Below are 23,669 nucleotides of genomic sequence, written 5' to 3' on the forward strand. Positions count from 1 at the left end.
TTGATCAACAACTGCCAATTTAAAGGCGAAGGAATAGTCTCTCTGTGTACGCTTAGGTGTTGTAGTCATTGCACTCTCCAATTGAAGTATTGAAAAGTGACAACCTTATTTAGGACGGGTCAATGCAAAAAATAAAAGCCCTCTATTGAGGGCTTTTATTTAGTATAGCGACTAAAAACTTACCTATTCTCTTCAAGAAGTTCTCTTTCAAGCCTAGATATATCAACAAAATTTTCTAGTCCGATCCATAATATTTGAAGGATCAACTTAACTTGAATAAGACCAAGGAAGACTAAGACAGAAAAAGACCCCCCCTTAAGGTACGGGGCATACGGTTGCACAAAGCTAATTTTAGAAAGTGCATAATAAGCGAACACTTGAGCAAGACATACAAACAAGACAACGCTACTGGCTGTGATAACATCGCTAAGACTCCCCATTCTCTCGATTACAGGAGACATACTTTCGCGTTCCTTAGCGAGCTTTCTCATTTGTGTTTCAGCATCAATCTTCATTAACGCAAGCCAAGCACCAATCACCCCAAATAAAATTGATGATATAGTAATCATACTGCCAGCAATTGAAACCTGATCAGTCCCTTTGACGCTAGTTCCAGGAAAATAGGCAGCAACAGTAATCGCCAAAAAACAGCACCAAACGAGAACGTTAAACCGACGACAAAAGGTTTCATTTGCATGTAACTTAGCAAATATTTCTGGCCACTTTCTGAGCAAACTCATCATAAAATCACTCCGTCCGATAGATTGATTTTAGCACAATAGCGCTTTCACGAACTATGTAGAAAAGAACCAAATCGTGATAAAAGCTCTTTATGGAATGCATTTTGATCTGGGAACTCTCTATTACCTTTTTGAGTTTTAAGATTAATAGTGTCGCCTTCCTTACTATAGCTTCCTGATAACCAATACTCTCGACCATGCCCACTAATTTGAAAGCCCACGTTAAACGCCTGCTCCTTAGTAAACTGCTCAAAATTTTGCTCTAGTTCTTCCACTTCACTTTGAAGCATGCCCGCAACCGGTACAACCATCCGTATTTGGCGCTTTTTATCAAAGTCCCCATTATGGTTTATATATCCCGCTACAGACTCTTTCGCTTGCCAAAGCTGTCGGTTAGCAGTTTTTGGAATCAAATCTGGTTGCTTAATCTGATAGGTTACTTTGTAAATGTCGCTTGCGTACTTTTTAACAGTATCTAGCTCTGAGTCACCGTACCTGCGACTCCAATCTACTTTTGAAACTAGGCTACTATTTAATACTTGAGTAGGATCAGATGCTTTTTTTTCTGAAAAGCCACCGTCTTTGCAGCGATACAAAGAATGACCATTCATGTAAGCCTCGAGATAACTTTTTAACTTGGGAGTTGAAACATAAGGCTTTCCAAATCCTTTAAACCATAACTGAACAGTAGCCAACCGATTTAACTTAGGGAGGAAGAGGAAATATGCCATAAACCCTGGTATATCATGCACGTCTAGATTCCCTTTAGGGTTCTTAGGAATTTCTCCCTTAACAGGTCTATTTCCAGGTAACGTACTTACTCCAGCTCGCCCTCTGGGCAAAGCAACCCAAAATGCAGCTAAAAAAGTGTCTTGTAATTTAGTGATGTTATAGCAATAAATTTTCTTTTCATCGGGTATGGTATCAGGGCAAGTGTTAGCCAACGGTTGACCGGATGCTATGGCCCATTGCTCGACTTCTGTAAGTAACTCTTCTATCCCCAAGCACTTAGGTACATCATTCTTATGAACAATTTGTCTTCTGCCTTGTTCTGTCGCTTCGTACAATCCACACTTTTCAATATTGTGTAGAATTAACTCGGCCTCAAAATCCGTTGCGCTCAAATGACTTCCTCCATACCCACTAGAATATTAATCTCTTTGAACTTTAAGTATCTCTATAAGCGTTTCATTTGTCACCATTTGAAAACATTTTATTGACTCAAACCTGACATGTGAGGTTAAGATTGGTATATCTCCACAAGCGACTAAGGATGGCTAATGCGCTTCAAGCACGTTCAAGACGATGAAACGAATGGTATGTTCATCGCTAATAGCGACACTGGAGCTCGTGTTGCCTATCTAATATGGGATTTCCCCGAAGATAATGAAAACGTCATCGAAATATGCGATCTCATGATTTACAGCGAAGAAGATCGTGGTAAAGGCATTGGTTCTGCTCTGATCAATTTACTGCTAGAGCACGCTAGAAAACTCAAAGTTGATGAGGTAATGGGGATAACCCAAGCGGATGATAAACTAGCACACGCTTTTTATGAAAAGCACGGTTTCTCGTTCCCTGAACCTCATAGATTCACACTTACTGTAGAACGCAGCTAATTTAATATGCAAAGGCAAAAGAAGAGTAATTCAGACATTCGCTGTGAGATTGCTGACGAGGCGATTAAAGAAGAGAACTACGACTGGCATCGCTCGGTGGAGTTGGCCATCAAGCATTATAAGGCTTGGGGTGATCACTCTGTCAGCGAATTAGATGACTTGATTGATATTGTTCGCCGTAAGATTGAAGATGAAGAAAAGCGACAGTCACAAATAAAGTTAAAGCAATATCGAAACTTGAGAGGGTAATGATTTTTATCTGACCCTAAATATTATACCGATATCAAAAAATAAGGGCCAGAATGAATATTGATTCACCATTAACATTAGTAGGAATAGTTACCGGTGCAATTTTAACATCGTTGAGCGCTGGCTGGACTTTTGGCTACTATTCAAGAAGTGACCGTATAGAAACTTTAGAGACGGAAGTCCAATCTTATAGAAACGCAGAAAATCTAAATATGCCTGCAACAATACGTACTCTTGTAAATACCAACAAGTCGATTGAAAAAAACATCGCTGAAGTCAACGCCCATTATAATTGGAAGGCTGAAGAAGAAAGCCTCAGGTCTAAAATTTCAGATCTTTCGGCTGAACTTGAAAACAAGACAAACCTATTGAACAAAGAACAAAAAGAGTCATCTTTATTAAAAATTAGCCTGAATAAGGCTAAGAGAGAATTAGAGCTTTTATCTCCTATAAATGAAGAGTTTTGGTTAGGTATGGGAGAGACAAAAAATTTTTCAGGATTTGATAAAACCCTAGGGTTATCAGTAATATCAGCAAGCAGTGTCATAATTAACTTTGAAAACAGGCCAAAAACTCTATCTATTGGTGATCACGTAAATTTTTATACAAAAGGCTTCGATTGCAAATTAATTTTATCTAACATTAATACATACAACATTCGTGCATTTTTTAACAATGTTTGCACAAAAACTAAAGACTCAGTTAAAAATTAGGAAATAAATCAAGTTTCGATTGGATTACTGAGAAGGCGATTAAAGAAAAGAACTACGACTGGAATCGCTCGGTGGATTTGATCATCAAGCAGTATAAGATGTGGGGAGAACACTCTATCAACGACTTGGTTGATATTATTCAGCGTAAGATAGAAGATGAAGAAAAGCAGCAATCTAGACAATGTGAGCATATCACATATCACATGCTCAAAAAATATGAGACACAGAAACAAAGCGAAAATTAATAAAGAAGTAAATAAGCTAACAGTCAGGCCGTTCAGGCGAAAAAAAACCTGCTATAAAAGCAGGTTTCTTTAATATGGTGCCCAGAGACGGAATCGAACCGCCGACACGAGGATTTTCAATCCTCTGCTCTACCGACTGAGCTATCTGGGCAAGTGGGGCGTATTATAGAGAAACCTTTTTACGGGTCAACAGTTTTTTGAAAAAAAATTAAAAACTTAGTTTCTTCCGCGCCTCTGGTATTATCTCTCTAATATCAAGGAGATAAAACTTATGCTTCATATCGTACTTTACCAACCAGAAATTCCACCTAATACAGGCAATGTCATCCGCCTGTGCGCTAACACAGGTTACCACTTACATTTGATCGAACCTTTTGGTTTTGATCTCGATGATAAGAAGTTACGCCGAGCGGGTTTGGATTATCACGAGTTTACTAATTTAAAACGCTATCCAGACTTCCAGTCCTTTGTTGATCAAAATGACATCGGCACTATTTATGCCCTGACCACAAAAGGCAGCCGAACGCATAGTGAAGCGAACTTTGTAGAAAACGATGTCTTGGTTTTCGGGCCAGAAACTCGTGGCTTGCCTGCTGAATTCATCGAAGCGCTACCACTTCCTCAAAGACTACGTTTGCCAATGCAAGCGAACTCTCGCAGTTTGAACTTATCTAATACAGTTGCCGTCATGGTTTATGAGTCTTGGAGACAGCTTGGTTACGCCATGCCAGCAGAATAATACACTGAGGTAAAATGAACGCTCTTTCACTGCTTTTAAAACGAAAAAACAGTCGTCGAAAATTTCGCGATAAAGTGCACTTGCATGAATCTACCGATTTAAAAAAGCGCTTCCTGCTTTTAATCGGCGTAATTGCTTTGCACAGCTTAGCCATGGTGTTTTTTGAAGACTTAGATTGGTGGCAAGCTTTTTGGCTAACCATGACTTCTGCAAGCACCACAGGTTACGGGGATATTTCCGCCGCAACTTTTTGGGGGCAATTCTCAACCATCTTATTAATTTATGGCATGGGAATAACCTTACTTGCACAAATTGCCAGTGATTATGTGGAACTAAGACTGACGAAGAAAGAAATGCGCGTGAAAGGCGTTATAAGGTGGAATGAAATGCAAAACCATATATTGATTATCAATACTCCGAAATATGACTCTGAACGCTACCTAGGGCTTTTGGTGAGCCAAATCACACAAACGCCTGAACTTGCCGACACTCCCATTCAGATCCTTACCACAGCCTTTCCTGAGGGGTTACCGTTAGAACTGAGATCTCAAGGTGTGGTGCATCACACTGGAGATGCATTAAGCGATGGTATGCTTTTAGCCGCTGGAGCCGATAAAGCCAAGTACATCATTGTTTTATCGCCAGATGCTCAAGACAGCCTGAGCGACAGCTTAACCTTTGATATTTTGCATCGTATTCAAGCTCTACAGCCTTCGGCTTTTATTATGGCGGAAGCCATTAATGACTCGAATCGACCTCGCTTTAGAAGCGCAGGGGCAAATGCCGTTATTCGTCCAGTAAGAGCTTACCCTGAAATGCTAGTGCGCTCTTTAATGGCGCCTGGTACAGAGCAAGTGCTGGAAGATTTGTTTCGCCACCAAGGAGACCATACCATTCGCTTAAACATTCAGCTTGCGAATGTTACTTGGGCGAAAGTCGTGACAACCTTGATCCAAAAAAACATTGGGACTGCATTAGGCTACATACAAGAAAACGGTGACGTTGTGACGCACCCTCAGACTCATGCCGTCATCAATGCAACAGGATTAATCGTGCTGATAAATGACGACCAAGTCATTCCGTCGCTGGATGAAATAGGAAAGTTATTCTAAGACGAGCATTCAGCTCAGAGTATAACGATGGGCTTGAGATTACTTATTTTGTAACTTAAGCCCGATCACTTCTATTTGATTGCCTTTCATTTCACGAATCGTTAGGCGCAAGTTACCAAACCTTGCCCTATCACCTACCACAAGGGATTTACCAAGTTGCTGTTTCACCAACTCAGCGGCAGTATCGCTTTCACTGATGCCCTCCAATGAAACACCATACACCTTGGCAAGATCCAATAACGACGCATCACCACGAATGGCAAACTCACCAAAGAAGTTCTGCAGCAGGAATGATCCTGAGGATTGTTGTGAGAATATTTGCGCCACATCATTCACATCTTCTGGATGTAAAAGCATCCAGATTCTGTCCCCTGACTTAAGCGCTGTTTCAGTATTCACGACAATCGGTTTCTGATCTCGAACCAAAGCCACCAGCTGAGGCGTAGAAACCGTCTCGCTAGGAACGTTTTGAACGATCGCCGCAGGAATACGAACCGATTCCGCTTGCACCAAAAATTCGTAGAGTTCTAATGTGTGATGAGAGTTTACGTCATCGATTAAAGAGAAACGTGTTGTCGGTGCAGGCGCCGGAGGAACAACCACTTTCAGCCAACGGGCCATCCAAGGCACAGTAGAGCCCTGTAACAACAAAGAAATCAGCACTACAGTGAAAGTGATTTCAAACAAGAGCTCCGCATTGGTGAGACCTGCGATGACAGGATAAAGTGCTAATACAATCGGAACCGCGCCGCGTAGCCCAACCCAACTAATATAAAGACGTTCAGGCCAACGGAAATCAAACGGCAGCAAACAAATCATCACAGCAACAGGGCGAGCAATAAAAATAAGAAAAGCAGCAATCGCAACAGCTTCAAAGCCATGCGTCAGCAAGCTCGACGGCGTAACCAAAAGCCCTAATAACAAGAACATGCCTGCCTGAGCCAACCAAGCCAAACCATCCATCACTTGAGATATAGCCTCAAGCTGCTTGATACGACCATTGCCCACAGTTAATCCAACAAGATAAACAGCAAGGAAACCACTACCACCCGCAATGTTAACGCCGGAGAAAACAGCAAGCCCAAAGGAGATAATCAGTAGCGCGTACAAGCCTTCCACTAAAGGTACTTTACGCAGCACAAGCAATAATAGTTTCCCACCCAACAAGCCAACGATGCCACCGATCGCGAACTGCTGAAGCATTTGACCTAAAAACGCCAAAACACTTAAATGATCTGTGCTTTGTAGCAAGCCAGTTAGCATCACCACCAACAAAATCGCCATTGGATCATTGGCACCAGATTCGATTTCTAACGTGCCACCGACGCGTTCATTAAGGCTCACGCCACTGTTACGCAATAGATTAAATACTGCTGCCGCGTCAGTCGAGCCAACAATGGCACCGAGTAATAAGCCGTAGATAAGTTTGACGTCAAGCAACCAAGCAGCAAAGGAGCCGACCGCCGCTGTGGTGAATACAACACCTAATGTGGCAAGGGAAAAAGAGGGCCACAAGGCCACCCGAAAGGTACTGGTTTTGGTACGCATACCACCATCAAGCAGGATGATAGCAAGAGCAAGGTTACCAACAAAAAAGGCTAGATTTGGGTTGTCAAAAGCCAGTCGGCCAATACCCTCTTCGCCTGCTAACATCCCCATTCCGAGGAAAACAAGTAACAAGGGCAGACCAACACGAACCGTTAAGGAGCTGGCTAAGATACTAACCAGTAGCAATATGCCAGCTAAAAAGATAAATCCATTTGTGTCGATAGTAGCAATAACCTCTGACTAAAGTTGTCCGGTAAGTGTTAAGTACTTTTCCATCAGTTGCTCTTCACTTTCTTTGTAGTTTGGATCCAAAGGAATGCAATCTACTGGGCAAACCTGCTGACATTGAGGCTCATCAAAATGCCCCACGCATTCAGTACACTTTGCCGGTTCAATCACATAGATTTCTTCACCTTGAGAAATCGCCTCATTTGGGCACTCAGGCTCACAAACATCACAGTTTATGCATTCATCTGTAATAATAAGAGACATTTTTCTCTCCTAACAAAAACACTATGTAGTAGAACCAAGAAAGTTAAATCGTTTGAAAGTGCTCTTGCAGAACACGCTTAACTTCTGGATTTACAAATTGACCAAAGTCACCATTTAAAGACGCGATTTCTCTTACCAATGTTGATGATATGTAAGAGTGCTTCTCTGATGGCGTCAGGAAAATACTTTCCACATCTGGCGCAATCGCTCTGTTCATATTCGCCAGCTGGAACTCGTATTCAAAGTCAGAAACCGCACGCAAGCCTCGAATGACCACTTTGGCATTCACAGAGCGCGTAAACTCGGTTAATAAGTTATCAAAGCCCATTACTTGTACATTCGGCAAATGCCCTAATACATGCTTCGCTAATGATATACGCATTTCATGTGATAATGCTGGGCGCTTTTTCGGGCTAGCGGCAACCGCTACGATAACTTGATCGAAAAGCTTTGATGCTCGTTCAACCAAATCCGTATGGCCATTTGTAATCGGGTCAAATGTCCCCGGATAAACCGCAATCGTACTCATGGCTTTCATCCAAAATTAGTAAGGGATAATGAGACAGAGCGACCAAAATCGTCATAGTGATCCACTCTCGTTCTCGTTTTAGGGGTCGCATCATATAGGAATACGCCCTTATTCTCAATTCGCCAAACAATATCGATTGTCTAACTTCTATTCAAGATTATAGGGCGCTCTTTTTATAAGCTGTAAGGCCCTAGTATTTGCTTAAGGAAAGAAATCGCCAAAAATATAAAGATAGGCGATAAATCCAAACCACCCAAGGTAGGAATTACTCGCTGGCACGCTCGATATAAAGGTGCCGTAATCTGTCCAACCAACATAGCACCAGGATGACTTGCACCAGGAGCAACCCAGCTCAAGATCACAGAAATCAACATGGCCCAGAAATACAGATCCAATAAATGATAAAAAGTCCCCGCGATGGTGTAAATCGCATAGCCTGCTGGAGGCAGTGAAACACCTTTAATGAGTACAACCAAAGCCACTGTTAGAAGTTGCACTGCGAACGCCAATACAAGAGAAGCGGTATCCAATCGACCAATAGCTGGTATAACTTTACGCAATGGCAATATCAGCGGACTCGTTGCTCTAACCACACCTTGGCTAATAGGGTTATAAAAATCTGCTCGCGTCAGTTGAAGCACTAAACGCAGTAAAACAATAAACAAGTAAAGGTTACATATCACCTTCACCAACATAGTAAATGGATCTGAATACATTCTATTTATTCCTCATTATTATTCTGAACAGAAAAGTCTCTCGACATTTCTTTTGATCTATTCGCGCAAGCTGTCATGGCATCAGCCACTATTTTATCTATATTCGATGCCTCAAAAGACAGCAAAGCTTGTTCTGTTGTGCCATTTGGCGACGTAATGTTTTTACGCAATTCCGCGATCGGTTCCGGCAATTCCACCACCATTCGCGCCGCACCTAACATGGCGTGGCTCGCTAACTCGCGGCTGACATCTTCATCCATGCCTTGTTTTTTTGCCTCTTTGATCATGGCCTCAAGGAATAAAAAGAAATACGCCGGCGCACTGCCCGATAGGCTTGTGACTGTATGCATGTGTTCTTCTTGTTCAACCCAAACAGAATTGCCAACACTTGAAAACAATTCAGTTACCCAATGCTTTTGTTCATCCGTAATGTGCTCATTGGCAATCAGACCTGTCATACCCGCACCTAACTGCGAAGGCGTGTTTGGCATACTACGAACAACAGCAACAGGCTTACCAAGCCAGTGTGACAGAGCATTCAACTCTATCCCCGCCGCGACCGACACAAACAACTGGTCGCTGCGAACATATGACGAAAACTCTTCAACGACCGCTTTCATTTGCGCAGGTTTAACGCACAACACAACGACATCAGCGTCATTCACAGCCGAATCATTATCAGCCAACATGGTGATGCCATATTGTTCATGATAATAATCTCTTTTTTCTGGCGTTCTTGATGTTCCTATAATTTTGTCAGCAGGGTAACCACTCGCAAGCATGCCACTAAAAATTGCTCTTGCCATGTTTCCCACGCCGATGAAGGCAATGCTAGGTGTCATGTGTCATCCTATTATTAATCTGAGCTCGTACGCCCGTTAAAGGTCAATATTATACGTTGTCATTGCGCTACTTGGTTGAGTAATCTCGCTCACCAAAGATCGCTGTTCCCACTCGAACCATAGTGCTTCCCGATTCAATCGCAGCAGTTAAATCGCCAGACATCCCAATAGATAGAGTGTCTATCATGCTATCTTCTTTGGATAATTCAAGGAATGCATGAGACAAGGGAGCATAAACAGCACACTGAGCTTGATGACTTTCTTGCGGTGCGGGAATGGCCATCAAACCTCTAAGGCGTAAATTTGGCAATTCCTTAACTAACGCAACCATATCATCTAATTGCTCTAAAAGAATTCCAGACTTACTTTCTTCGCCGCTTATATTCACCTGAATACACACATTAAGCGGCGGCAAGTTTTCTGGTCTTTGTTCATTTAAACGCAGTGCAATCTTTTCACGATCAATAGAATGAACCCAATCCATTGTTTCTGCGATTTGGCGGGATTTATTAGATTGAATTGGGCCAATGAAATGCCATTCAATATCGGAAAGATGTGAAAGCGCATGGAATTTATCAACCGCTTCCTGCACATAGTTTTCACCAAAAGCTCGTTGACCAGCAGCATAAACCGCTTCTAAGGATGAAACAGGCTTTGTTTTGCTCACTGCCAATAAACGGACACTGCCTTGCAGACGATTTGTTTGGCTCTCTGCTTGCTGAATTTGTTGCAAAACCAGAGCAAGATTTTTTTTAATGCTTTCCGCGTCACTGTTCGTCACTTCAACCACCATTGCACCTCAATCTTATTTTTTAGTGGGTTTATTTGATTTTAAATAAACCCACTAAAAAGCATATGTTGCGCATCATAGCACTATTTTAAATGACAGAAAAAACACCTACAGTGAGTAGCACTCTGAACTGGAGCTGTAGAAAGCATCATGGAATTCCAAGCGATAGCCGGAAGCATTTCCAAGGGAGTAGGCAGCTGAAGAAGCCGCTTTATGAAGAGATTCTAAAGATGAGTGTTCAGGATAAAAAGCAATACCGATGGCTAAGCCAGCTCGCATAAGTCTGTTATTGGAGTATTCCGCTTTTTTCATGGAATCCAATACTTTTTGAGCCACTACTTCAGCGTCTTCTAAATGCTGAATACGGATTCCCATAACAAACTCACGCTCATCATAATGTGCAATAAGGTCGTTATCTCGCACGGCATCTGACATCACATCAGCTAGCTCTTTCAGTTCACTCGCGTCGATTTTTATATCTTGAAGTAAGTAGAGAGACAACAAGGCCGCACGCTGAAAATGACGACGAGAATCTTTTAAAACCATGCCAAAACTGTCATCAAAGCTATAACGTCTTAATAAACCAGTATTAGGGTCTCTATGGTTGTTTTCCAATAATGAGAAATCTGCTTTTTCACGCTCAAAAGCAGCATTCACCCAAGAAGCATAAGAATCTAACGCCAACTCCATTAAATTATTGGCAACCGATGTATTGTCTTCCTGAAAAGCCAACATGAAATAAATGGAACCTTGTCCATCAGAAATACTGACCATAGAAACACTTGTGAAAGCATGCTTGCTTAGAAAAGGTTGCCATTTTTTCCAACCCGATGCTTGTTGAATATTCACATCGTGTTGCTTTGGTCGTGAGGAAGTTGCCGCGAAAGACAGTAGATCTTGAGGAATAACCGATAGCAAGCCATTACTTGATGGCAAATCGGCATTAATCGAATCGGTAAATTGCAAACGCCACTGTAAACAGTCTTTATCAGAGACTAGAAACAAGCAATAAGCGTTAGACAACTGCGCCTGCAATTTACTTTTGAAACGGTTTAAAAGCGCATTTAAAGGTGCGCCTTTCGATATGACCTCAAGTATTTTAGGTACGTCGTCGTATAACTTTTTTATAAAGTCCCTTTCTTTTTCTACATTCGCCAATCGAGATTGCAATATTTGCTGCTCTTTTAACGATGAGCCTGAGATGTCCGTAGTCATAAAAAATTAAAACCATACCATTCACAATTTAAGTTAGATTAACGCGCTAACACAAAAAGTAAAGGACTAGTAAAACCAAACAGTAAAAAACCTTACTTTGCCCGAAAAAAGAACGCTAAACAGCCTGATAAACCTGTTGCCCAGAGATATAAGTGCTCATCACGCGGCCAATAAATTCTTCACCAAAGTAAGGAGAATTATGGCCTTTTGTCTTGCGACCTTCATAACTCCAAGACCAACGAGCCGTGCTATCGAACAAGACAAAATCAGCAAAGCTTCCTACCGCAAGCGAACCCGCTTCCAAACCGAAACAGGCTGCTGGACCAGAGGTCAAACAACTCAACAGTGTAGAGAAATCAAAATCGCCTTCATCCATAAGCTGCATTGCTAATGGCAAAAGGATTTCGACATTCGCCATGCCTGGCTCTGTCGCCGCAAAAGGCGCAATTTTCGCCATTTTTTCATGGGGCTGATGATCAGAACAAATCGCAGTAATCACACCCTGTTTAATGCCTTCGATCAATGTCAGGCGATCGTTCTCTGAACGCAGTGGTGGCAAAACATGATATCGACCATCAAACTGATTCAGCACATTATCGCTCAGCAATAAATTATGTACCGCTACATCTGCTGTTACATCCAATCCTGCCGCTTTCGCATCTGCGATCATTTCCACTGATTTAGCACAAGATAGGCGTGCAAAGTGCGCGCGCACTCCAGTCTTCTCAACCAATAATAGATCACGCATCAAAGCTACGGTTTCAGCCGTGTCAGGAATACCACTTAAGCCATGCATGGTGGACATCAAACCTTCGTGAGCACAGCCGCCTTCAGACAAGCTTTTCTCATCAGGATGAAACACCACTAACAAATCGTGAGTCGCAGCGTACTCTAACGCTCGAGACAACACCTTGGTATTTGCCATTCCGTTGCGACCGTTAGATAACGCGATACAGCCAGCATCCGTTAATGCCACCATATTACTTAATTGAACGCCTTCTAAACCTTGAGTCAAAGCTCCAAGCGGGAAAACATTCGCCATGCCGGCTTCATCCGCTTTATCTTGAATCAAAGCTGCCACTGCTGGCGTATCTACGATAGGGCGAGTATCAGGTGGCGAAATCAGTGTCGTAATCCCACCAGACACAGCAGCGCGTCCTTCGGTAGCAATGCTGCCTTTTTGCGTAAAACCTGGTTCACGTAATGACACAGCAAGATCCACCAAACCTGGCAATACCCACTGCCCTGATGCATCAACAACTTGAGCGTCATCAAAACCCTCAGGCGCTTCACCAATGGCAACAATTTTATGATTCTCAACAAACAAGTCGGTGACTTTATCTAAACCTTGGCTTGGGTCGATCAAACGACCATTTTGAATACGTAATTTCATACTATTTCTCATCCTTCACAGCTGGCGCTTCATCACTTTGCAACTGACCGCTCATCGCCATCGACATCACCGCCATACGCACTGCAATACCATTAGTAACCTGATTCAAAATCACCGAATGGTCACCATCCGCCACTTCAGAAGAAATCTCAACACCTCGGTTAATCGGTCCTGGGTGCATAACAATCGCATCTGGCTTAGCCCACGCTAGGGATTCTTCAGTCAAACCATACAGACGATAAAACTCACTCTCGCTCGGCAAAAGAGCGCCTTTCATGCGTTCTTTCTGTAGGCGCAACATCACAATAACATCTACATCTTTCAAGCCAGCTTCTAAGTCATAACAAATGGTTGCGCCCATCTCTTCGAAAAAGCTTGGGACCAAGGTCTTAGGGCCAACCAAACGAACATCACTAACACCCAAAGTTGTGAGCGCTTGTAATTGAGAACGGGCAACTCGTGAATGCAGAATGTCGCCAACGATAGCGACTTTTAAACCGTCAAAGCTGCCTTTGTGGCGGCGAATCGTCAGCATATCTAACATAGCTTGAGTTGGGTGAGCGTGACGGCCGTCCCCTGCGTTAATAATCGCTACGTTTGGCGTACAGTGTTCGGCAATAAAATGAGGCGCGCCGCTGTCAGAGTGACGAACAACAAACATGTCGCTTTGCATCGCTTCAAGGTTTTTCAGAGTGTCTAATAAAGACTCGCCTTTAGATGTTGCCGAGGTTTCGATATTCAAATTGATAACGTCAGCGGAAAGTCGTTTAGCCGCTAGTTCAAAAGTAGTACGAGTTCGGGTGGAGTTTTCAAAGAAGAGGTTAACAACGGTTTTACCGCGTAAAAGTGGCACTTTCTTAACGGACTGCTCGCCCATTGAAAGGAAAGATTCCGCTCTGTCTAGAATCTCAGTCAGAATGGTTTTATCAAGCCCATCTAATGTCAGAAAATGCTTTAACTGACCGTGTTCGTTTAACTGTAATGCCCGAGGGTCGGATCGCATCATGGTTTGCTTTCCTCAAACTGTAAAGACGGAATCGCCTTTCTCTATTTAAAATGGTCTTCTAATATTCAGCCGTATTTAAAAATTCAAAATACGCAAAAAATTTATTCTGTAAGTGTAGATAGAAAAATGCCCGGTTAGTAAAACTAAAACCGGGCATTAACAATGCGAAAGACTAAAACAAACAATGAATCCACCAGCATAGCGGGTGAAATAAGGTGCTTTTTAACTATTCGATCGTTTCTTTTATCCATACTCTAATTGTCGTATTTGTTTGATAAAAAATAAAGCTCTTAACCAATATTATTGCGCATCTACTAAGGAAACGCTCATCGGCTGAGGGCCAGTTAACTTAACCCTTTGATCAGGATTAAGCGTTAGGTGCTCACCGACAATATCGGCAGCAATTGGCAGTTCATGCTGACCAAGATCATAAAGAATCGCCAAGGTAATGCTGGCAGGACGACCAAAGTCAAAAATCTCGTTCATCGCCGCACGAATGGTTCGGCCAGACATCAAAACATCATCCACCAAAATAACATGGCGATCTTCAATCGCAGGCAACAAGGTTTGGTTTACCTTTGGGTTTAAGCCTGCTTTGGTAAAATCATCTCGATAGAAAGTAATGTCTAATGTGGCTAATGGTTCATTGGTCGGCACTGACGACATCAGTTGCTCCGCAACCCAAACACCGCCCGTATGAATTCCAACGACAATCGCATCTTCAATGTTCTTCTTTGCGCAATAGTCAGCTAATTGCGTTTTCATGGATGCCAGAGAAAGCTCTAAATCTAACTTCATTATTGCCCACACCTTACTGATAAAATCACTGTTTCTATGCTGAACAGCCTGTTAATGGATGACTTAAAGAGATTCTGCGAACCAAGTTTCTAGAATCATTTGAGCGGCCAAACCGTCAACAGAGTTGTCTTTAAAATTACGGTTTCCGCCTCGTGCGATTACTTGGCCTTTTGCTTCATAGGATGATAATCGCTCGTCCATCATATGGTAAGGAAGATTAAAACGCCCATGCAATCGTTTGGCAAATTTACGTGCTCTTTGACACATCTCATTTTCAACGCCATCCATATCTAATGGCAATCCTACAACAAAGGCGTCCGGTTTCCATTCTTCAACGATTTTCGCAATGTCATCCCAGTTTGGAATGCCATCTTTTGCTTTAATCGGGTCAAGTGGCTGAGCGGTGCTGGTAACACTCTGACCAATAGCCACTCCCATTCGAGTCGTGCCAAAATCAAAACCCAATACTGAACGAACAGTATTGGGCTTCTGTTGATTACTTAAAGGCACTTCTGTCGAGCCTGACGCTGTCATTAACCATGTCCTATATCCGGTGAAAGTCTTGTCATATCAATTCCCAACACTTGAGTCGCTGCGGTAAATTGCATATCACTTGGTGTATGGAATAATACGTCTAAATCCGCTTCACATACCAGCCAATCATTGTTGGCAATTTCAGATTCTAATTGCCCTGCATCCCAGCCCGCACAACCTAATGTGATTCGAAACGCATTAGGCCCGTTGTTTTGAGCAATGTCTTCCAACGCCTCAAGAGAAGCGGATAACGACACTTCGTCTGTCACTTGTAGTGTATTGCTCCATTGTTTATCCGCAGTATGCAAGATGAAACCTTTCTCTGCTTCTACTGGGCCGCCGTGATAAATAGGTTCAGCAGCAAGCAAAGGATTGCTAATTTTCATTTCGAGATGATCAGCTAATTCTGTGAAATCAACTTTTGATGGGCGGTTAATCACAATCCCCATCGCGCCTGCCTCTGTGTGCTGACAAAGATAAATAACAGTATGTTCAAAATGTGGGTCGTCTAGGTGTGGCATTGAAATGAGAAAGTAATTTTTAAAAGATTCGAAAGGTACATTCATAGTCATTAACCCTCTTAAATTAGATGAAAACACAAAAAACGTGCTAATTGCCTAAACTTAAAAAGAACTGAGATCTGAACAATTACCGAAGCTTAAGAAGCTTCCTTAACGCAGTGGAACTGATAATGAAGAAGTGTAAAAAAGCCAATCTGAAAAACGATTTGACCAAAACAGTATAGACCAAACTAACGGTAAACCATTCCAAAATATACATTTTTTTACTGACCGGCTTCAAAAAACACACATCAGGCAGTAAACTACCCATACAAATTCAAAATGATGTATTGTTTCTAAAACTTCTATTTTCATGCTTAGGAAGCCCAAAATGTCCCTAATTTCATTACAAAGCGCACAAGGAGACTCGATGTTAATCGGGCCACTTGCTCGTCTTAAAATGATGATGTGGGCACAGCATTACCAAGCTGAAACAGTTGATTTACGCTATTTTTTCCACAGCGGCTGGTCTTCTTAACCTCCTTATTTATTGTCTAAAAAAACACTCTCTGCCTCTTTCATTAGAAGAAGAGGTTTTGCTTTTTAAAAAACAATACTGTCGGCCAAATGGCGACAAAGGAAATGATCATGCAACTACAAGCAATCGACTACACAAGCGCAACTGCTCAAGAAGACTTCGTAAAATCACTTCACGATACTGGCTTTGGCGTTTTAAAAAATCATGCAATCCAAAAAGCCTTAGTCAGTGCGATTTACGCGGAATGGCAAACCTTTTTCGATGACGAATCAAAATACGATTACCGTTATAACGTTGGCACACAAGATGGCTTCTTCCCGCCAGATGTGTCTGAAACAGCCAAAGGCCACACGAAAAAAGACATCAAAGAGTATTTTCACTATTACCCTTGGGGACAATGCCCAGATGCTCAAAAAGCCTTGTTGTCTCAATATTATGCAGAAGCCAATACACTAGCGGCCGAGCTATTAGCTTGGGTGGAAAAACACACACCAGCCGACATTGCTAAAAACTACACGCAATCTTTATCCAGCATGGTAGATGGCAGCGATCAAACTCTCTTACGAGTATTACATTACCCGCCACTAAAAGGTGATGAAGAGTTAGGCGCGATTCGAGCTGGTGCTCATGAAGACATTAACCTGTTGACCATTTTACCTTCCGCCAATGAGCCGGGCTTACAAGTAAAAGCCAAAGATAGCACTTGGATGGATGTACCATGCGACTTCGGCACCTTGATCGTTAACATCGGTGACATGTTGCAAGAAGCGTCAGCGGGCTACTTCCCTTCTACTTCTCACCGAGTCATCAATCCTGACGGCGCAGATAAGACAAAATCCCGCATTTCTTTGCCTCTGTTTCTGCACCCAAAACCAGAAGTGGTGTTGTCTGACCGCTACACAGCGAAAAGCTATCTGCATGAGCGTTTAGTAGAGCTTGGGGTTATCTAAGACTTAAAACGTCACAACAAAAACGGCTCTTAGTTCCTATACACAAGAACTAAGAGCCGTTTTTTTATTGACCGTTAAAACCGAACCGAAATGTTATTTAGAGGGTAAAGCCTCACTCACAATACTCTTCGCTAATAAATCTGATGCATCGTAAGTCGGTAACTCTGTGCGTAACTGATCTCCCACTACCGACAATTCAGTGCAAGCAATAATAAGACCTTCAGCACCTTGAGCCGCTAAATCTTCAGCCGCTCGATGATAATCAACAAGTTGTTCTGCTGTCTGTTTATTGGCTTTGACCGAGCAAATAAACGCCATCACTTTTTCTTGATGCTCTGGCGCTGGATACATTACTTCAACATTATGCTTGGCAAACCAAGGCTCGTATAAATGAATAATTTGAAGTGCTGAAGAAGCCAAGAGTCCAATCTTCTTAATATTTGGCTGAGCACTTTTCACATGATCTGCCGTCAATTCAACCATATTCATAAAAGGCACATTCACAGCTTCCGCAATACGCGAATAATAATGATGCGCGGTATTGCATGGCATGACTAAAAAGTCAGCCCCTTGTTCCTCCAAACCTTGCGCCATTTTAATCATGCAAGGCGCTGGGTCTTCCCCGTTCCCTTCGATCAAAGCTTTAATACGAGAAGGAATCTTAGGATTGTTATCCACCAATACATGAATATGATCAATATCATCCGTCACAGGTGTCAGGTGGATAATACGGTGCATCAAATCAACGGTCGCCTCAGGCCCCATTCCACCGATGATACCAACCACTTTTTCTTTGTTCTTGACCTCATTGGTCATAACCGATTCTCCTTCTCACCACTTCAACAATGATTCTGCCAACCAAATAGTTTCATACGAAAATGAAACTATTTGTTGCCCTTATATGATCAAGGTAAATAGCATAACAGGTTTCATCTATTATCTATCTGGCCTATTTTACATAATCTTCAAAGCCAAAAGCTTGACGATAACCATATAGTGCTTGGCTGCCACCAGTGTGTAAGAAGACAATATTTTCATCTTTTCCGAAATGACCTTTGCGAATAAGATCAATCAGTCCCGCAGCACCTTTTGCAGAATAAACCGGATCCAACAAAATTGATTCATATTCAGCGAACAACTTAATAGCCTCAAGGCCACTTTCTGTCGGAATACCATAACCTTCGCCAACATAATTACAGTTGGCGACCACATCTTCACGTTTTACAACACCCGGGATGTTTAGATGTTCAGCAGTTTTCTCAGCTAAACGAAAAACATTACCTTCTTGAACATCCTGAGGAACACGTACACCAACACCCAACACAGGAATTTGGCTGTTTGTAGCAGCAAGGCCAGTTACCAAACCTGCTTGTGTTCCAGCACTACCTGTTGCATGAACAACATGATCAATTTTAAGACCCATATCATTTGCTTGAGTAAGTAATTCAATCGCCGCGTTAACATAACCTAATGCACCAACTGGGTTAGAGCCACCACCGGGAATAATGTAAGGCTTTTTACCTTCAGCACGCAGCTTTTCAGCAACCTCTTCCATTGCCGCATTCATATCAGTACCACCTGGATACTTACTCAACGATGCACCAAAAAGCTGATCCATTAATACGTTACCGTTGTAGTTGTAATCCACATCTTTACTACCTGTACGGTCTTCTAACAAAAGATGGCATTCCATACCCATTTTCGTCGCAATGGCAGCTGTTTGACGAGCATGGTTTGACTGGGTAGCACCTTGCGTAATAATAGTGTCAGCGCCTTTTTCAATGGCATCTCCCATTAAGAACTCAAGCTTACGAGTCTTGTTGCCACCACCAGCCAAACCAGTGCAGTCATCGCGTTTAATCCATAATTTAGGGCCACCTAACAATTCACTTAAACGAGTCATTGGCTCAAGAGGGGTTGCAAGATGTGCGAAGTGCAAACGAGGATAACGAGAAAGATGCATATAAGGCTCCAATAGCAGCATTGTTTGTTAAATGAACAGGCGTCTTACCTGATTAGCTTTCCACATTAGAGGTAGACAAATAGAGAGGCCAATGCTGTTTTACTCAGCACCGGTTACTTTTTTGCATAAGGTCAGAAGAGCTTACTCACCATCTTTATAAAGAGTGAGCAAATGTTGCCAAAATCGTTCAGAAACTGTATTGGTTTTCGTCTTTCGTCGGTAAATATTGATACTTAAATCAATTGATTGAAGAGGGTAAGGTAAAATGGCCATAGAGCCTTCATCTAACTCTTTCTTAACCAATGATTGTGGTAACCAAGCGATGCTATAACCTTTCGCCACTAACGCTTTCAAGCCTTCGGCCAATGCATTTTCACAGACTTTATGAAGTTTAATTTTACTCTTAGGTTCCAAAAAACTTACGGGAGCAATCAATCGCCCTAAAAAGGATTCTTTTGGATAAGAAGCCCACCTTAAACTCCCCTGCGATGGATCATAAACTGGCTCACCGTCTGCCCTAACTGCAGTAACGGGCACCACACGATCCATTGCTACATGAAGACTTTCAACATCATCGCGATCTAATTCTTGCATAATATCGGGGGACGAAAAGCATAATAAGAAATCGCCTGTTCCAGCAATAAACGATTCCAATGAGTCATGAAGATTATCAGTATTGACTCGAATTAATGTATCACTCATCACAGACTCAACTTGCTCTAACCAATCAGGCAAAAATGACACCGCCAATGAATGCTGTGACAGCACCATAATTTCGGTCATATCGTTCACTAGACAGGTAAGCTGATGTCGAGACGAATAAATCTGGTTTTTAAGACTTTCTGCCTGCTCTAAGAATGCTTTTCCTGCTTCCGTAAAACTGGTGGGATATTGTGTTCGATCAACCAAACTGACACCAAGCCAGTTTTCTAATGAACGGATACGTCGACTGAACGCTGGCTGTGTCACAAACCGGGCTTCAGCTGCTTTTGAGAAGCTGCCATGTTTGGCTAACGCAAGGTAATCTTCCAACCATTTAAGTTCCACAAGAGATCCTTTTGACTCAATTAGGGCTGCTGCATAATCATGTAAGCGGAGCAAACAACTTACCATCTCCTTTCCCTATATCAAACAATCTTATATCTCATGAAGATATGGATTAATTATGCAAATCATCAGTAAAAACGAACTTTTTCCATTCTAATGCTTTTATTTTCAAACAACGCCCACAACTATTAACTCACTTAACTCCAAGGTCATTGATCATGAAAAACTCACTAGACATTCAATTCGTATCCGACATTATGTGCCCTTGGTGCGTGGTTGGACTCGGTAACCTCAACAAAGCCATCGCCGAACTGGAAGACAAAGTAGATGTAAATATCACCTTCCAACCATTCGAGCTGAATCCAACCATGCCAGCAGAAGGCCAAGGTTTCCAAGAACACATCATTGAGAAGTACGGCATTACCAAAGAGCAATCAGACCAAAACCGAGCGGCTATCCAAGAACGTGGCAAAGAACTCGACTTTGATTTCAACTTCAATGACGAAAGCCGCATGCGTAACTCTTTCGACGCTCATCGTTTATTGCATTGGGCCAATTTAGAAGGCAAGCAAGCTGAACTAAAAGCCGCTTTATTCAAAGCCCATTTTACTCATAACCAAGACGTTAGTGATTATGCAGTTTTATCTAAAATTGCGGCCAGTGTGAATCTAGATCCAAGTGCGGCAAAAGGCGTCTTGGAAAGCGGTCAATACAAGGAAGAAGTAAAAAAGCTTGAGCAATTTTGGCAGCAAAATGGCATTAACTCAGTGCCAACCGTTGTGGTGAATAATAAATACGCCATTACTGGTGGCCAACCCGCTGAGAGCTTCAAACAAGCTCTTGAAGAAATCATGGCAAGCGAGTCTAGTTCGGAAGAGTAAGCTTGAATTGCTAGCATCAATCAACACAGCTTTAGCTTCTGTCGAATACGGCTTAACGCTACAGGTGTAATGCCAATGTAAGAAGCTATTTGCTGCTGTTGAATGGTGTCTTTTAACTCTGGGAAGGCAATGCAAAAATCCAGATATCGACGCTCAGCAGAGTGTTTCATGAACGCACTTTCTCGCTCTTCTTTGCTGATAAAAATCCTTTCTAATAATTTGACGTAAAACTCCAGAAAGTTTTTATCCTGTCGCATTTGCTCATAAAACGCGGCCCAAGGGTAAGATAAAACAATGCTCTCTTCTAACGCTTGAATCCCAAATGATGCCTTTGATTTTGTCACCATAGATTTGGTGGAACCAATAACACTCGGACCTTTAACAAAGCTTTGGATAAACTCTTTCCCTTCATCAGATACACTGACATAACGAACCAGTCCAGTAGATAAAAAGTAGAAGTTGCTCGCAACATCGCCTTGCTGAAAAAGGTAATCCCCTTTTGATACGGAATGGATCTCTACAGGCAGAGTAAGGATCGATAAATCAATGTCATGCCCTAATCGATTAAAATAGGTCTGCAAACTATTTGTTAATTGAGGTTGCTCCATAAAGTCACTTCACTCTAATTGTTTTCTATCAATTAAAAACAAGGCCACGCCCAAACACAACAACCCAGCAAGAAAGCCCCAATTAAACAAACTGAATACACGAGCATTAGCGACAGAAACAAAAAGCGCCACCCAAACCGGTATTGTATAAGAAAAAGCCAATAATCGACTTGCGCCTACCGCTACCACCAAACGCTGTTGTAGCACGAAGGTAAATAACGTCGTAAATACCGTTAAATATAATCCGTAAAACCAAAAGCCACTTGTTTGCCATTGCACCTTCTCTAAGTCTCCCCAGAATAAAGCAATCGGCAACAACCAAATACAGCCAAAAAGCATCATCATAAAAGCACCTGATAAAGCCTCTAGAGATCGCCCCCATTTTTGTACAGACACAACATGCAAGGCCAATAGAACACAAGCACCAATAAAAATAAGGTCGCCTGAATGCCAAGCAAAATCACCAACGGCTTGTGTCGAAAACAACACCAAGATGGCACCACAGGAACCTATGACAAATCCCAAAATACGTAACCACGGCGAGATTTCATGCAACCATACTCTGGCGATAAAAACGCCGATCAAAGGCACTAAAGTATAAAGTACAGACGTATTCAGTGGAGTGGTCGATTGCAATGCGGCAAATAGCCCGATAAAAAAGCCAACCAAAGCACCGCTGATAATCACATAATGAAAAACTCGGCGGCGACAAACAAACAGCGCCTTAAACTGATCGCTAACCTTAAGCCCTTTCTTACGCCACCTTACGACAAGAACGCAAAACATAATCAGGCACGCCAAAAAGAAGCGAAACGTCGATGTGGCAATTGGACTCGCGTAATCCACAATAAGACCAGACACAATAAAGGAGGAAGCCATCAACCAAGCCCAAACCAACAAGGTGATAGTGTGGTTCATAACACGGCCTCAGACTGATCTTCTTTGTTTAATAGCGCCAAGTTATTCGCCAAAAAGCGATCAAACAAATGCTCAGCAATCACCCATTCAATATCCAATCCAAATGTGTTGGTTAACACTTGGTATAAATCGTTAGGAGAAGATAAGACCTGCTTTTTCAGGTTTCCTTGCTGCCTTTCCATTAACTCATGGTTCATCAAAAAGATCGTACGCGACGCGTCTTTTAAGCCAACCATTAAGTTATTCACAAAACCAGCCATTGGATATCGATGAGAATAGAAGTTACCCGCTAAACAATCTGCATCGGTATAAACCGCCAAATCAAAACGATACATAGTGTAGTAATCGCCTTGCTTCAAAATCTGTAAGTCGTACTCTCCCTCCGGCTTAGCCACAATGCGGTACACATCATTGCCTGACTTTTGCAGTACATCTGGTTGCAGCAGCAAAGGCGTAATCGGACAATCGCCACCAAACCCTGTATCCACCAAATACTGTCGACCTTCATGATTCAATAAAGTGAAGCGATGTGTTCTAGGAACCTCTTGTTCTTGGTTTTTAAGCACACGAGCCATCACCAATTTAACGTCATATCCCAAGGCTTTTAGAAGCTCAAAGGTGAGCTTATTATGTTCAAAGCAATAACCGCCCAAACCACGTTTCACGATTTTCTGGCTGATATCTTCTAGGTTCAAAGAGATATCTTCTCCCATCACCACAGCCAGACTGTTGAAGCTGTATCGGGCAATATGTGTCGCTTGCAGTGACTCAACAAAACTCATATCTAATGGTACGGGAATGGCCAAGCCAAGATCTGAAATATAGCGTTGTAAACTTAATGGTAATGACATGCTTTGCTCCTTTGATATAACCAATAGGAGCAAAGAATATAGAGGCAAAGGAAGAAAGGAATTAACCTAGGTTAAGCGATATCAATTTACTGTACTTTAAGACATCAAACTCACAACGCTTATTCAACGAAAT

28 protein-coding genes and 1 tRNA gene are annotated in these 23,669 nt (G+C 42.2%); 8 read left to right on the forward strand and 21 right to left on the reverse strand.

The genetic code is table 11. From position 1 onward, the window contains the following. Positions 1-179 precede the first annotated feature (179 nt). Entirely contained in the window at positions 180-743 is a 564-nt protein-coding gene (locus ACMUMQ_RS11935) for a hypothetical protein (protein WP_414682212.1), read from the reverse strand. Between the two features lie 44 nt (positions 744-787). After that, positions 788-1,864: a hypothetical protein gene (locus tag ACMUMQ_RS11940; protein WP_414682213.1), complete on the reverse strand. Its 1,077-nt coding sequence runs from the start codon at positions 1,862-1,864 to the stop codon at positions 788-790. A gap of 156 nt (positions 1,865-2,020) precedes the next feature. Between ACMUMQ_RS11940 and ACMUMQ_RS11945 the strand changes: the two genes are divergently transcribed. Genes ACMUMQ_RS11945 through ACMUMQ_RS11955 form a run of 3 tightly spaced genes read left to right on the forward strand, consistent with a single transcriptional unit; the run spans position 2,021 to position 3,321 of the window. After that, positions 2,021-2,359, forward strand: coding sequence for a GNAT family N-acetyltransferase (locus tag ACMUMQ_RS11945; protein ID WP_414682214.1), 339 nt, complete (start codon positions 2,021-2,023; stop codon positions 2,357-2,359). A 6-nt stretch (positions 2,360-2,365) separates the two neighbouring features. Next, positions 2,366-2,608, forward strand: coding sequence for a hypothetical protein (locus ACMUMQ_RS11950; RefSeq protein WP_414682215.1), 243 nt, complete (start codon positions 2,366-2,368; stop codon positions 2,606-2,608). A gap of 53 nt (positions 2,609-2,661) precedes the next feature. Beyond that, positions 2,662-3,321: a hypothetical protein gene (locus ACMUMQ_RS11955; RefSeq protein ID WP_414682216.1), complete on the forward strand. Its 660-nt coding sequence runs from the start codon at positions 2,662-2,664 to the stop codon at positions 3,319-3,321. Between the two features lie 320 nt (positions 3,322-3,641). Here the strand turns inward: ACMUMQ_RS11955 and ACMUMQ_RS11960 are convergent. After that, positions 3,642-3,717: transfer RNA gene (locus ACMUMQ_RS11960), tRNA-Phe, on the reverse strand. A 120-nt stretch (positions 3,718-3,837) separates the two neighbouring features. On the opposite strand from ACMUMQ_RS11960, the gene trmL reads away from it, so the two are divergent. Further along, the gene (gene trmL / locus ACMUMQ_RS11965; RefSeq protein ID WP_414682217.1) at positions 3,838-4,305 is read left to right on the forward strand and encodes a tRNA (uridine(34)/cytosine(34)/5-carboxymethylaminomethyluridine(34)-2'-O)-methyltransferase TrmL; all 468 of its coding nucleotides are present in this window, start codon (positions 3,838-3,840) and stop codon (positions 4,303-4,305) included. A 14-nt stretch (positions 4,306-4,319) separates the two neighbouring features. Continuing rightward, positions 4,320-5,417, forward strand: coding sequence for an ion channel (locus ACMUMQ_RS11970; protein WP_414682218.1), 1,098 nt, complete (start codon positions 4,320-4,322; stop codon positions 5,415-5,417). Between the two features lie 39 nt (positions 5,418-5,456). Here the strand turns inward: ACMUMQ_RS11970 and ACMUMQ_RS11975 are convergent, their stop codons facing one another. The 12 genes from ACMUMQ_RS11975 to ACMUMQ_RS12030 form a co-directional block, all read right to left on the reverse strand. Continuing rightward, entirely contained in the window at positions 5,457-7,196 is a 1,740-nt protein-coding gene (locus ACMUMQ_RS11975; RefSeq protein ID WP_414682335.1) for a potassium/proton antiporter, read from the reverse strand. A 9-nt stretch (positions 7,197-7,205) separates the two neighbouring features. Further along, entirely contained in the window at positions 7,206-7,457 is a 252-nt protein-coding gene (locus tag ACMUMQ_RS11980) for a YfhL family 4Fe-4S dicluster ferredoxin (protein ID WP_317005829.1), read from the reverse strand. 43 nt (positions 7,458-7,500) lie between these two features. Next, positions 7,501-7,986, reverse strand: coding sequence for a pantetheine-phosphate adenylyltransferase (coaD, locus tag ACMUMQ_RS11985; RefSeq protein ID WP_414682219.1), 486 nt, complete (start codon positions 7,984-7,986; stop codon positions 7,501-7,503). Positions 7,987-8,159: 173 nt separating this feature from the next. After that, positions 8,160-8,702, reverse strand: a complete 543-nt coding sequence (locus tag ACMUMQ_RS11990; RefSeq protein WP_414682220.1) for a YggT family protein — start codon at positions 8,700-8,702, stop codon at positions 8,160-8,162. 5 nt (positions 8,703-8,707) lie between these two features. Further along, the gene (gene proC / locus ACMUMQ_RS11995; protein WP_414682221.1) at positions 8,708-9,544 is read right to left on the reverse strand and encodes a pyrroline-5-carboxylate reductase; all 837 of its coding nucleotides are present in this window, start codon (positions 9,542-9,544) and stop codon (positions 8,708-8,710) included. Between the two features lie 67 nt (positions 9,545-9,611). After that, the gene (locus tag ACMUMQ_RS12000) at positions 9,612-10,325 is read right to left on the reverse strand and encodes a YggS family pyridoxal phosphate-dependent enzyme (protein WP_414682222.1); all 714 of its coding nucleotides are present in this window, start codon (positions 10,323-10,325) and stop codon (positions 9,612-9,614) included. A gap of 117 nt (positions 10,326-10,442) precedes the next feature. Beyond that, the gene (locus ACMUMQ_RS12005) at positions 10,443-11,549 is read right to left on the reverse strand and encodes a diguanylate cyclase domain-containing protein (protein ID WP_414682223.1); all 1,107 of its coding nucleotides are present in this window, start codon (positions 11,547-11,549) and stop codon (positions 10,443-10,445) included. Between the two features lie 115 nt (positions 11,550-11,664). After that, positions 11,665-12,942 (reverse strand): dihydroorotase, encoded by a 1,278-nt coding sequence (locus tag ACMUMQ_RS12010; protein WP_414682224.1) that lies wholly within the window; start codon positions 12,940-12,942, stop codon positions 11,665-11,667. Between the two features lies 1 nt (position 12,943). After that, positions 12,944-13,948 carry an aspartate carbamoyltransferase catalytic subunit gene (locus ACMUMQ_RS12015; RefSeq protein ID WP_414682225.1) on the reverse strand — a complete coding sequence of 335 codons (1,005 nt, stop codon included), beginning with the start codon at positions 13,946-13,948 and terminating at the stop codon, positions 12,944-12,946. A 300-nt stretch (positions 13,949-14,248) separates the two neighbouring features. After that, complete coding sequence (gene pyrR / locus ACMUMQ_RS12020; RefSeq protein ID WP_414682226.1) at positions 14,249-14,746, reverse strand: bifunctional pyr operon transcriptional regulator/uracil phosphoribosyltransferase PyrR; 498 nt, start codon at positions 14,744-14,746, stop codon at positions 14,249-14,251. Positions 14,747-14,809: 63 nt separating this feature from the next. Next, the gene (ruvX, locus tag ACMUMQ_RS12025) at positions 14,810-15,280 is read right to left on the reverse strand and encodes a Holliday junction resolvase RuvX (RefSeq protein WP_414682227.1); all 471 of its coding nucleotides are present in this window, start codon (positions 15,278-15,280) and stop codon (positions 14,810-14,812) included. Beyond that, positions 15,280-15,852 (reverse strand): YqgE/AlgH family protein, encoded by a 573-nt coding sequence (locus ACMUMQ_RS12030; RefSeq protein ID WP_414682228.1) that lies wholly within the window; start codon positions 15,850-15,852, stop codon positions 15,280-15,282. Before ACMUMQ_RS12030 ends, ruvX begins: the two co-directional genes overlap by 1 nt. Positions 15,853-16,171: 319 nt before the next feature. Here ACMUMQ_RS12030 and ACMUMQ_RS12035 point away from each other — a divergent pair, with 319 nt between their 5' ends. Both ACMUMQ_RS12035 and ACMUMQ_RS12040 read left to right on the forward strand, forming a co-directional pair. Beyond that, positions 16,172-16,318, forward strand: a complete 147-nt coding sequence (locus ACMUMQ_RS12035) for a hypothetical protein (RefSeq protein ID WP_414682229.1) — start codon at positions 16,172-16,174, stop codon at positions 16,316-16,318. Positions 16,319-16,428: 110 nt separating this feature from the next. After that, the gene (locus ACMUMQ_RS12040; RefSeq protein ID WP_414682230.1) at positions 16,429-17,268 is read left to right on the forward strand and encodes a 2OG-Fe(II) oxygenase family protein; all 840 of its coding nucleotides are present in this window, start codon (positions 16,429-16,431) and stop codon (positions 17,266-17,268) included. A gap of 93 nt (positions 17,269-17,361) precedes the next feature. On the opposite strand, the gene cuyB is transcribed toward ACMUMQ_RS12040, so the two are convergent. The 3 genes from cuyB to ACMUMQ_RS12055 form a co-directional block, all read right to left on the reverse strand. After that, entirely contained in the window at positions 17,362-18,084 is a 723-nt protein-coding gene (gene cuyB / locus ACMUMQ_RS12045) for a cysteate racemase (protein WP_414682231.1), read from the reverse strand. A 133-nt stretch (positions 18,085-18,217) separates the two neighbouring features. Next, on the reverse strand, positions 18,218-19,231 hold the full coding sequence (gene cuyA / locus ACMUMQ_RS12050; protein ID WP_414682232.1) for a D-cysteate sulfo-lyase: 1,014 nt from the start codon (positions 19,229-19,231) through the stop codon (positions 18,218-18,220). Between the two features lie 141 nt (positions 19,232-19,372). Beyond that, positions 19,373-20,278 carry a LysR family transcriptional regulator gene (locus ACMUMQ_RS12055; protein ID WP_414682233.1) on the reverse strand — a complete coding sequence of 302 codons (906 nt, stop codon included), beginning with the start codon at positions 20,276-20,278 and terminating at the stop codon, positions 19,373-19,375. Positions 20,279-20,496: 218 nt separating this feature from the next. On the opposite strand from ACMUMQ_RS12055, the gene ACMUMQ_RS12060 reads away from it, so the two are divergent. Next, on the forward strand, positions 20,497-21,159 hold the full coding sequence (locus tag ACMUMQ_RS12060) for a DsbA family oxidoreductase (protein ID WP_414682234.1): 663 nt from the start codon (positions 20,497-20,499) through the stop codon (positions 21,157-21,159). A gap of 20 nt (positions 21,160-21,179) precedes the next feature. On the opposite strand, the gene ACMUMQ_RS12065 is transcribed toward ACMUMQ_RS12060, so the two are convergent. The 3 genes from ACMUMQ_RS12065 to ACMUMQ_RS12075 are packed head-to-tail and all read right to left on the reverse strand — an operon-like array spanning position 21,180 to position 23,536. Continuing rightward, positions 21,180-21,767 carry a Crp/Fnr family transcriptional regulator gene (locus ACMUMQ_RS12065; RefSeq protein WP_414682235.1) on the reverse strand — a complete coding sequence of 196 codons (588 nt, stop codon included), beginning with the start codon at positions 21,765-21,767 and terminating at the stop codon, positions 21,180-21,182. A gap of 9 nt (positions 21,768-21,776) precedes the next feature. Further along, positions 21,777-22,685 (reverse strand): DMT family transporter, encoded by a 909-nt coding sequence (locus ACMUMQ_RS12070; protein ID WP_414682236.1) that lies wholly within the window; start codon positions 22,683-22,685, stop codon positions 21,777-21,779. Continuing rightward, on the reverse strand, positions 22,682-23,536 hold the full coding sequence (locus ACMUMQ_RS12075) for an arylamine N-acetyltransferase family protein (protein WP_414682237.1): 855 nt from the start codon (positions 23,534-23,536) through the stop codon (positions 22,682-22,684). The genes ACMUMQ_RS12070 and ACMUMQ_RS12075 overlap by 4 nt, the downstream gene beginning before the upstream one ends. Between the last annotated feature and the right edge of the window lie 133 nt (positions 23,537-23,669).

It is taken from the genome of Marinomonas algae, assembly GCF_047525555.1.
GTDB lineage: Bacteria > Pseudomonadota > Gammaproteobacteria > Pseudomonadales > Marinomonadaceae > Marinomonas.